Consider the following 8,515-nt stretch of genomic DNA (forward strand, 5'->3'; position numbering starts at 1 on the left):
TCAGCCGGTTGAAATGACCGTGGGTAATGACACCTTCACGGCTTTCCCCTGGGAGAAGACCGACAAGGTCGCAGTATTAAAGGCTGGTGCTGGTTGGTAGGTTTTTTCTCATGATGTTGCCTTAGCTTGCTCCAAAGCAGCGTTTTGCCGACTTTTACAGGTCGGCTTTTTTTTGGAGTTTATTCATGACACTAAAGTTTTGATTTTATGGAATAGCTTGTTACAGTTGCTGCAGCGGTTTTTTTATTCACCCCTGCTGTAAGGATCTGACCCTATGAAAAATATCGTGGCGTGTATTGATAATTCCGATGCTGCCGGTGCAGTTTGTGATGCCGGTTCCTGGATCAGTCAGCGGGTGGATAGACCGCTGGTGTTGCTGCATGTGCTGGATAAAAGTGTTTACCCTGCCAAAATGGATTTAAGTGGCAATCTGGGTTTGAGCAGTCGTACTCATCTGATGGAAGAGCTGGCGGATCTGGATATTCAGCGCAGCAAACTGGCACTGGAACAGGGCAAGCTGCAGTTGGAAGAAGCCCGCAAACGTGTGGCAGGCAGGGGCATCAACACCCCGGAATTATTACAGCGCCACGGGCATTTTGTGGAAACCCTCGCCGATTTGCAGGAAGACACCCGTATTCTGGTGCTGGGACGCCAGGGTGAAGACCACCACAGCACAGCCCGTGAAATCGGCGGCAATCTGGAAGCAGTCATTCGTACTTTGACCTGTCGAATTTTGATCACCCCTCCTGGTTTTAAAGAGCCGGAAAAAGTGCTGCTGGCTTATGATGCCAGCGCTACAGCCAAACAGGTGTTGTATGTGATTGCCCGCAGCCCCTTGTGCAAGGGCTTGCCTTTTCATCTGCTGATGATCGGTGAAAACACAGAAAAAAATCAGCAGCTGCTGGAAGAAGCCAGAGAAGAAATGCAAGCGCAAGGGCATCAGGATGTCACAACGGCTCTTAAACAGGGTGATGTGGAAAGCACACTGCTGAGTTATCAAAAAGAGCAACAGCTGGATCTGATCGTGATGGGTGCTTATGGGCACTCCCGCATCCGCCAGTTTCTGGTAGGCAGCACCACCACCAACCTGTTGCGCATGAGCGAAGTACCTATTTTGCTGATGCGCCAATAAAATCAGCAAAAGTGTTCAGTTACCTGCCGTTAATCCGTCAGCAGTGGCCCTTGCTTGCCTTTGGTTTCATCACCATTTTCTGGGGCAATCTGGGGCAATCTTTTTTTATTAGCTGGTATGGTGCCGGAATACAGGCCAGCCTGAACTTAGATGCGGCCAGCTACGGTATGCTTTATGGCCTGGCTACACTGGGCAGCGGCATAACGGTGTTGCTTCTTGGTGGTTTGATTGATCGTTGGCCTTTAAGGCGTTTTGTTGTTTTTTCGGCTCTGCTGCTGTTGCTGGCAACGGCTAGTCTGGCATGGGTCAGCAGCTCACTGATGCTGGTTTGCAGTTTCTACCTGTTGCGTTTGGCGGGTCAGGGTTTGATGCCGCACACTGCACAAACGACTATGGCGCGTTATTTTAATCACCAGCGTGGCAAGGCGCTTAGCCTTTCAGCCAGTGGTGTGCCTGCTGGTGAGGTTTTATTACCACTGCTGGCGGTGGTGCTGCTGGGCTGGCTGGGTTGGCAGCAGAGCTGGTGGGTGTTCAGTGCCAGCGTGCTGCTGATTTATCTGCCGCTGGCCTTGTGGCTATTAAGACGTGCTCCACAGGCTGATGAGTTGCGATTGACCCCGGCTAGTGTTGCATCAGGGTTGGGGCGTCTGGCGTTATTGCGAGACTGGCGCTTCTGGTGTGTGGTTCCTGCAGTGCTTTCCGGCCCCTTTTTTATTACTGGTATTTTTATTCAGCAGGGTTTTATTCTGCAACAGCAGGGCTGGTCTGCAGCCTGGTTGGCTCAGTGTTTTATTGCTTATGGGGTAATCCACTGGGTTACGGCTTTATCTGCCGGGCAACTGGTGGATCGCTTCACCGCCCGACGCTTATTGCCCTGGGCACAGCTACCCTTGTTGGCAGCGCTGTTGGTTTTGGCGTTGTTCAGTCATCCTGTCTCGGCGCTGGTGTTCATGGCGCTGCTGGGGGCCTCTGTGGGCTTGTCCTCACCGATAGGAACGGCACTCTGGGCAGAATTGTATGGCACAGGGCGGCTGGGCTCCATCCGCTCCATGATGGTGGCCTTTATGGTGCTTGCCACGGCGGCAGCTCCCTGGTTGATGGGTGGGTTGATCGAGCAGGGTTGGTCATTGACAGAAATTTTTTTACTGGGAAGTGGTGGCGTAGTTTTGGTGCTGATGCTGCTGTTACCGGTTACGATCCATTTGAATAGATAAGAGAATTAACGATGCGTCTGATTGCGCGACTGAATGAAACCTTGTACCAGCCTCATCATAAAGTGTTGCATCGTACTGCAGCACGCGGAATCCTGCTGCAGGATGACAGGATTCTGCTGCTTTATACCCGCCGTTATAATGACTTCAGCCTGCCCGGCGGTGGCATTGATGAAGGCGAGGATGTATTGCAGGGTTTGCAGCGGGAAATGATGGAAGAAACAGGAGCGCGATCTATTCGGGTTGAGCAGGATTTTGGTTATCTGGAAGAATATCGTCCGCATTACAAACCGGGGCATGATCTGATGTTCATGCGTTCACATTTTTACCTGTGCAGTGCCGCTGAGGGTTTTGCTGAGCCTCGCATGGAAGATTATGAAGTAAACAACGGCATGGAGGTACGTTGGGTTGCTTTGCATGATGCAATTACACACAACCGTCAGGTGATGGCAGCGGGTGAAGCCAGCATGGGGTTATCCATCCAGCGAGAAACTCTGGTGCTGGAAAAAATTGCAGCGGAGTGCCTGGTACTGGCTTAAATTTTACCAGTACCAGGTACCTTAAAACTCAGGAAGTGGCTTTGCCCGCTTTTTTGAGGATGTGCTCCGCCAAGCCAATACCTGTTTCAGCAAAGGTCTGGTGGGTAAAGTCGGCACCGGCGGCAGTAATGGCCTCAGCATGATCGGCATACAGGCTGTGACCAATGATAAAACCTTTAAAGCCGCCTTCTCGCAGTTTCTGTGTAGCAATGATCTTGGCTTCAACATCGTTGGCAGCCAACACCACATACTTCAAGTTCGGTGCTTGCAGTTGTTTCCATAACATCTGATCCTCAGCATCGGCAAAAACTGCATTCAGCCCATCCTGTTTGTGTGCCTCAATCTTGACAGGGTCAGAATCCAGGCCAACGATTGAAAAGCCTTTGTTTTCGAGGTGTCTGTAGGCTGCTGTACCGGTACGACCCAGTCCAATCACCAACACCTCTGCATCAATGTGCAGCGGTTGTTCATCCGGGTGATAACCCTTGCTCTCAAATGGAATCAGGTGGTTGGCTAATTTTTCATACAGCGGGTGAGCACTGCGATACAGGGGTGCAGATATCAGGAAGGACAGTGCAACGGTAAGTGCTAACGGAATCAGCCACTCAGGAAGTACAATACTGGCAACAATCAGGCCAAACTCACTGTAGTTGGTCAGGCTCAAACCAGTCAGAAAAGCGCTGCGGGCGCGTAACTTGAACAGTAACAGCAGGAAGAAAAACAGGATACCCTTGATTGGTAACACGACGGCCATCACTAAGGCAAATATCAGTGCCTGTCCATCCGGTAAACCTCCCATGCCGATTTGCAGGAAAAAACCAACCAGAAAAACTTCTTTGATGCTCCACAGTGCTTTAGATAACTCATGTGCACGTGAGTGATTGGCTAACAGGGCGCCAAATGCCAGTGCACCCAGCTCGGAGCTGAGCCCAACACTTTCAAAGCCGTAACCACCGATCACCAGTGCCAGTAATAATCCCAGCAGCACCAGCAGATCATCATGGCCGCTCATATCCAGCAGTTTGTAGATCAGTGGTCGCAATAGCGGGATACCAAAAACCACCAGTGCCCACATAGAGGGTGTGCTGCCACCGGCAAGGCTCATCACCAGTAACGCAATCAAATCCTGAACAATCAGAATACCGATGGCAACCCGACCATGAAAAGCTCGCAGCTCACGCTTGCCTTCCAGAGCCTTGGCAGCCAGCACAGTGCTGGAAAAAGACAGTGCAATAGCCAGCATCAGTGCGGTGTACCAATCCAGATCCAGAAAAAACAGGATTCCTGGGGTAAAGATGAGGCAAGAAATCATGAAGTGGATCAGGCCACCACCAATAACCTCTGGACGGGCAAGGCTTTTGAGCTTGAGTTTAAGACCCACGGTGAACAGCAGTAGTAATACACCCAGATGAGCCAGATGTTGCAGTGCGCCGGTACTTTCCGCTGGCAGCCCGATATATTCACCGGATGCTGCAATGGCAAAACCGGCAGCAAGGTAACCAATTAGCGGTGGCAGCCCGATGACACGAGCTGCCATGCCCAGTCCAAAGGCAAAAATAATCCAGATGGCTTCTGTCATGACTTTATCCTTGACGAAAAAAAGATGCGGAATTAACGCAGTTTGGCGGGTTGAAATCAAGTTTTTTGCTGCCTGTTTCCTTTTGACAACAAGAGGATAAACAGTCTTACCTGTGCAATAATGTTATTTGGCTATAACAAAAATTGGAGATGTATATGATGCGTATATACAGTATTGCCTTGCTGCTGTTGCTGTCCGTGGCAATGGTAGGTTGTGCCACGGTGGGTCAGCCTTATGCTGAACATAAGGTTCCAGAGATTAAAGTGGGCGAAACCACTAGAGCGCAGATTCAGCAGATGTTCGGTAATCCCTGGCGTACAGGCTCGGAAAGTGGCCAGCAAACCTGGACTTACGGCCATTACCGCTACAGCGCCTTTTCTGATGCCCAAACCAGTGATCTGGTGGTACGCTTTAACGAGCAGAATCGTGTAGCTTCTTATACTTTTAATCGCACCACGGCTGATCCAAGCAAGGATTCTCGTGGTCATGCCGGACCCTGATGTGATGGTTGGTTCATTAAAAGCAGTATTGCCACCAGTTGATTTGCAACCGGGGGTTTATCGTCATTATAAAGGTGCTGAATACGAGGTTTTGCATCTGGCGCGTCACAGCGAGACCGGAGAATGGCTGGTGGTGTACCGTCAGTGTTACGGGGATGGCAGTCGCTGGGTTCGTCCACTGGAGATGTTCACCGAGACAGTCAGCTTAAATGATGAAGTGATACCGCGTTTTGAGTATCTCGGAGCCAAGCCGGAACGGGGTATGGATTAAATCCCTTTTAACAGACGCAGCGGCGGCAATTGTTTTTCAGTCAGTAATAAATCTATGGCTAATGTCACTTCGGTGATGCTAGCCTTTTTTATGTCTGGTAAGTGCATGTTTAACTGGGGTGTGATAGAGCATTCGGATGGCAGGGGCTGGCCTGAGTCGATGATGGCATTCAGTCTGGGTACAAAAACATAGCGAAGCCACTGTTCAATGGTCATGGTATCCATGCAGAAAGGCGTGTTGCCATTAAAGGCATCGGCTGGCGGACAAGGTTGTTGCCAAAGTCCAGCATTATCCATGCGTACAATCAGTAGGTTGATGAGCCTGCGCAGTATGGGGTGGTTTTTTGAGTGATTATTGTGCATCTTTTCGTGTATTCCGTTGAACTCTGGAGCTGATATATGGGAATAACTGCTGGTCATCTTGTTGCAATGGCTATAGTGCTTATGACTGTCATTGTTGTGATCATGATGCACTATGAAGCAATAATCCTTCTGGGTCGATTCATGAGCGGCAGTGGTTTTCGCCGTAGACCTAAGTTTATCTGGTTGATTATGGGTTTGCTAACTGCTCATGTGGCAGAAATCTGGCTATTTGGAGTGGTGGCCTGGTGGATGATTGAGGGGTATCAGATGGGTAGCCTTGTTGGTTATGAAACCGTAGAGTTTCTGGATTACATTTATCTTTCCACTGTTACCTTCACTACTGTTGGCTTTGGTGATCTTGCACCAGCGGGCATTGTCAGGTTGCTGTACGGTACAGAATCTCTGACTGGATTTTTGTTAATTACCTGGTCTGCCTCATTTACCTACATAGAAATGGAGAAGCACTGGAAAATCAGCTGAGCGGCAGTGTTTTGCCGCTTTATTTTTGTGGTGGCTTCTGTCGTGCTCTGATTGCTTGGTAAAATTATGCAAGGTGCTGAAATGTAATGAATATTTTATCTTGGCACTAAAATTGAATGCGTAACAGCAAAGTCACTGGAGGTTGTTATGTCGATTAACTTCAAAAATGCTCTTGGAATCCATCCTGATGCGCTGAATGTACGCAGCAAGCGCTCGGAAATTCTGGCTAATAACCTGGCCAACAGTGACACGCCCGGCTACAAGGCACGTGATCTGGATTTTAAAGGCATTTTGCAGGGTGAGTATGAAAACCGCCAGCGCATGGAACTGAATCGTACCAGTCAGCGGCATATCCCTGCCGAGGGTGTGATTATGGATTCCTCCATGAAATTTCGTATTCCACACCAGCCATCCATCGATGGCAACACTGTGGAAACCAATATCGAGCAGGCAGAGTTTGCCAAGAATGCCATGGACTTCCAGAGCAGCTTCAGCTTTCTGGATAGTCGCTTCAAAGGTCTGGTCAAGGCCATGAAAGAACAGGGTTAACAGGAGCTGAATTATGTCACTGAACAAAATTTTTGATATCGCCGGAAGCGGCATGAATGCTCAGAGTGTACGTCTGAACACCACCGCATCCAACATGGCTAACGCACAGAGTGTCAGCTCCTCCATCGAGGAAACCTACCGTGCCCGCAAGCCAGTGTTTGCACCCATGCTGGAGCGATACAAGCAGGGTATCAGTGATGAATATGGTTTCCAGAACCCGGTGACCAGTTTTAATCCGCGTGATGTGGCCGGTGAAGGTGTGCAGGTACTGGGTATTGTGGAAAGCAACCAGGAACTGCAGATGCGTTTTGAGCCAAACCACCCGATGGCCAACGAAGAAGGTTATGTGTTTTACCCCAACGTGAACGTGGTGGAAGAAATGACTGACATGCTGGCGGCATCCCGCTCCTTCCAGACCAATGTGGAAGTGATGAATACCACTAAACAAATGATGCAGCGCGTACTAACTCTGGGTCAGGGTGCCTGAACCTGAGTTTTAACTGGTGCGGCAAAGTATTGCCGCTCTGATGCCGCTAGCGGCAAATGTCCAGAATACTGAAAGAGAGCGACACCATGAGCATTGAGAAAACCGACTTCTACCAGAATCTGCAGGTACAAAACCAGCAGCGGGCAGCGGAGAACACCAAAAAGAATGGTGAGCTGGGCAAGGATGACTTCATGCGTCTGCTGATTACCCAGCTGGAGAACCAGGATCCGCTGGAGCCAACGGACAATACAGAGTTCATTGCCCAGATGGCGCAGTTCTCTTCTCTGGAGGGGATTACCAACCTGAACACTACGGTGAATCAGTTTGCCACCAGTCTGCAATCCACTCAGGCATTACAAGCTTCAACGCTGGTGGGTCGCTCTGTACAGGTGTTGACTGACTGGACCGAGCTGCAGGATGGTAAGCCAGTTAAAGGCACGGTTGATCTTAAAGAATCTTCTGCTGATGTGTTTGTGGCGGTTTATTCCGGCGCGGGTGAATACATGGGTGATATTTCGCTGGGTCAGCGCCAGGCCGGTGAAGTGGCTTTTGAATGGAATGGTCTGGATACCGAAGGTCAGCCCTTCCCTGCCGGTGCTTATCAGTTCCGTGCTTATGCAGCCAGAAATGGTGAGCATGAGGGTGTTGATCTCTTCCTTTCGCGTAATGTCAGCAGTGTGGCACTGAATGCCGGTGCGCGTGGCGAAATCATGTTGAATCTGACCGGAGCGGATGAACCTGTACCGCTGCGCGACGTGAAAATCATTAACTAATTTTGTGGCAGGGGAGCGCTAACAATGAGTTTTAATATTGGTCTTTCTGGTCTGCGTGCCGCGCAGATGGATTTAAGTATCACCGGCAATAACATCGCCAACGCCAGCACGGTGGGTTTTAAACAGTCGCGTGCTGAATTTGGTGATGTGTACAGTGCTTCCATTCTGGGTACGGGTCGTAATTCGACAGGTGCCGGTGTGCTGGTAGAGCGTGTCTCTCAGCAGCATACACAGGGCAATATCAATTACACCGATCGTGCACTGGATATGGCGATTGAAGGTAATGGATATTTTATCCTCTCCAACAATGGACAGATTGAATACACCCGTGCTGGTTATTTTGACCTGGATAAAGAAGGGTATATCACCAACAACGTGGGCAAACGCCTGCAGGGTTATACTGCGGATCTGCAAGGGAATGTGCAGGGTATTATGGGTGATATGCGCCTTAGCCAGACTAACGTTGAGCCGAATGCTACTTCAAAGGTTGATGTGGAGCTGAACCTGGACTCGCGCAAAGAGAATCTGAATATCGCATTGTTTAATCCCAATGATCGCACCACCTATTCGGATGCGAATTCCACGGCTGTTTATGACAGTCTGGGTATTGAGCATGTGATTACCCAGTATTT

The 8,515-nt window shown here is 49.7% G+C and carries 12 protein-coding genes; 10 read left to right on the forward strand and 2 right to left on the reverse strand.

The features are described from left to right. Positions 1 to 274 precede the first annotated feature (274 nt). From IBX50_RS14445 to IBX50_RS14455, 3 genes are read left to right on the forward strand one after another with little or no spacing between them, the layout of a single operon-like run. Positions 275 to 1,132, forward strand: coding sequence for a universal stress protein (locus tag IBX50_RS14445; RefSeq protein WP_292256995.1), 858 nt, complete (start codon positions 275 to 277; stop codon positions 1,130 to 1,132). A gap of 50 nt (positions 1,133 to 1,182) precedes the next feature. Next, positions 1,183 to 2,346: an MFS transporter gene (locus IBX50_RS14450; RefSeq protein WP_292256996.1), complete on the forward strand. Its 1,164-nt coding sequence runs from the start codon at positions 1,183 to 1,185 to the stop codon at positions 2,344 to 2,346. 11 nt (positions 2,347 to 2,357) lie between these two features. Continuing rightward, entirely contained in the window at positions 2,358 to 2,882 is a 525-nt protein-coding gene (locus IBX50_RS14455; protein ID WP_292256997.1) for an NUDIX domain-containing protein, read from the forward strand. A 28-nt stretch (positions 2,883 to 2,910) separates the two neighbouring features. Here IBX50_RS14455 and IBX50_RS14460 read toward each other — a convergent pair whose 3' ends face one another. Next, a complete protein-coding gene (locus IBX50_RS14460) occupies positions 2,911 to 4,461 on the reverse strand; it encodes a cation:proton antiporter family protein (RefSeq protein WP_292256998.1) in 1,551 nt (516 codons plus the stop codon). Between the two features lie 155 nt (positions 4,462 to 4,616). On the opposite strand from IBX50_RS14460, the gene bamE reads away from it, so the two are divergent. Together bamE and IBX50_RS14470 are read left to right on the forward strand one after the other, a co-directional pair. Then, the gene (bamE, locus tag IBX50_RS14465; protein WP_292256999.1) at positions 4,617 to 4,961 is read left to right on the forward strand and encodes an outer membrane protein assembly factor BamE; all 345 of its coding nucleotides are present in this window, start codon (positions 4,617 to 4,619) and stop codon (positions 4,959 to 4,961) included. Further along, on the forward strand, positions 4,948 to 5,232 hold the full coding sequence (locus tag IBX50_RS14470) for a DUF1653 domain-containing protein (RefSeq protein ID WP_366930734.1): 285 nt from the start codon (positions 4,948 to 4,950) through the stop codon (positions 5,230 to 5,232). Before bamE ends, IBX50_RS14470 begins: the two co-directional genes overlap by 14 nt. Here the strand turns inward: IBX50_RS14470 and IBX50_RS14475 are convergent. After that, positions 5,229 to 5,594: a YqcC family protein gene (locus IBX50_RS14475; protein WP_292257000.1), complete on the reverse strand. Its 366-nt coding sequence runs from the start codon at positions 5,592 to 5,594 to the stop codon at positions 5,229 to 5,231. The two genes, IBX50_RS14470 and IBX50_RS14475, sit on opposite strands and share 4 nt — an antisense overlap. An 81-nt stretch (positions 5,595 to 5,675) precedes the next feature. On the opposite strand from IBX50_RS14475, the gene IBX50_RS14480 reads away from it, so the two are divergent. The 5 genes from IBX50_RS14480 to IBX50_RS14500 all read left to right on the forward strand — a co-directional run. Next, positions 5,676 to 6,074 carry an ion channel gene (locus IBX50_RS14480; protein WP_292257001.1) on the forward strand — a complete coding sequence of 133 codons (399 nt, stop codon included), beginning with the start codon at positions 5,676 to 5,678 and terminating at the stop codon, positions 6,072 to 6,074. A 147-nt stretch (positions 6,075 to 6,221) separates the two neighbouring features. Next, entirely contained in the window at positions 6,222 to 6,623 is a 402-nt protein-coding gene (flgB, locus tag IBX50_RS14485) for a flagellar basal body rod protein FlgB (protein WP_292257002.1), read from the forward strand. A gap of 13 nt (positions 6,624 to 6,636) precedes the next feature. Continuing rightward, a complete protein-coding gene (flgC, locus tag IBX50_RS14490) occupies positions 6,637 to 7,110 on the forward strand; it encodes a flagellar basal body rod protein FlgC (protein WP_292257003.1) in 474 nt (157 codons plus the stop codon). A gap of 86 nt (positions 7,111 to 7,196) precedes the next feature. After that, positions 7,197 to 7,883 (forward strand): flagellar hook assembly protein FlgD, encoded by a 687-nt coding sequence (locus IBX50_RS14495; protein WP_292257004.1) that lies wholly within the window; start codon positions 7,197 to 7,199, stop codon positions 7,881 to 7,883. Between the two features lie 24 nt (positions 7,884 to 7,907). Further along, a partial coding sequence (locus IBX50_RS14500) for a flagellar hook-basal body complex protein (RefSeq protein WP_292257005.1) occupies positions 7,908 to 8,515 on the forward strand: 608 nt, incomplete at its 3' end.

Source organism: Marinospirillum sp., from assembly GCF_014859565.1.

Coding starts and splice junctions, on each gene's coding strand:
- IBX50_RS14455 (WP_292256997.1), top strand. CDS start 2,358: ATGCGTCTGATTGCGCGACTGAATGAAACCTTGTACCAGCCTCATCAT.
- bamE (WP_292256999.1), top strand. CDS start 4,617: ATGATGCGTATATACAGTATTGCCTTGCTGCTGTTGCTGTCCGTGGCA.
- IBX50_RS14445 (WP_292256995.1), top strand. CDS start 275: ATGAAAAATATCGTGGCGTGTATTGATAATTCCGATGCTGCCGGTGCA.
- IBX50_RS14475 (WP_292257000.1), bottom strand. CDS start 5,594: ATGCACAATAATCACTCAAAAAACCACCCCATACTGCGCAGGCTCATC.
- flgC (WP_292257003.1), top strand. CDS start 6,637: ATGTCACTGAACAAAATTTTTGATATCGCCGGAAGCGGCATGAATGCT.
- flgB (WP_292257002.1), top strand. CDS start 6,222: ATGTCGATTAACTTCAAAAATGCTCTTGGAATCCATCCTGATGCGCTG.
- IBX50_RS14495 (WP_292257004.1), top strand. CDS start 7,197: ATGAGCATTGAGAAAACCGACTTCTACCAGAATCTGCAGGTACAAAAC.
- IBX50_RS14470 (WP_366930734.1), top strand. CDS start 4,948: ATGCCGGACCCTGATGTGATGGTTGGTTCATTAAAAGCAGTATTGCCA.
- IBX50_RS14480 (WP_292257001.1), top strand. CDS start 5,676: ATGACTGTCATTGTTGTGATCATGATGCACTATGAAGCAATAATCCTT.
- IBX50_RS14460 (WP_292256998.1), bottom strand. CDS start 4,461: ATGACAGAAGCCATCTGGATTATTTTTGCCTTTGGACTGGGCATGGCA.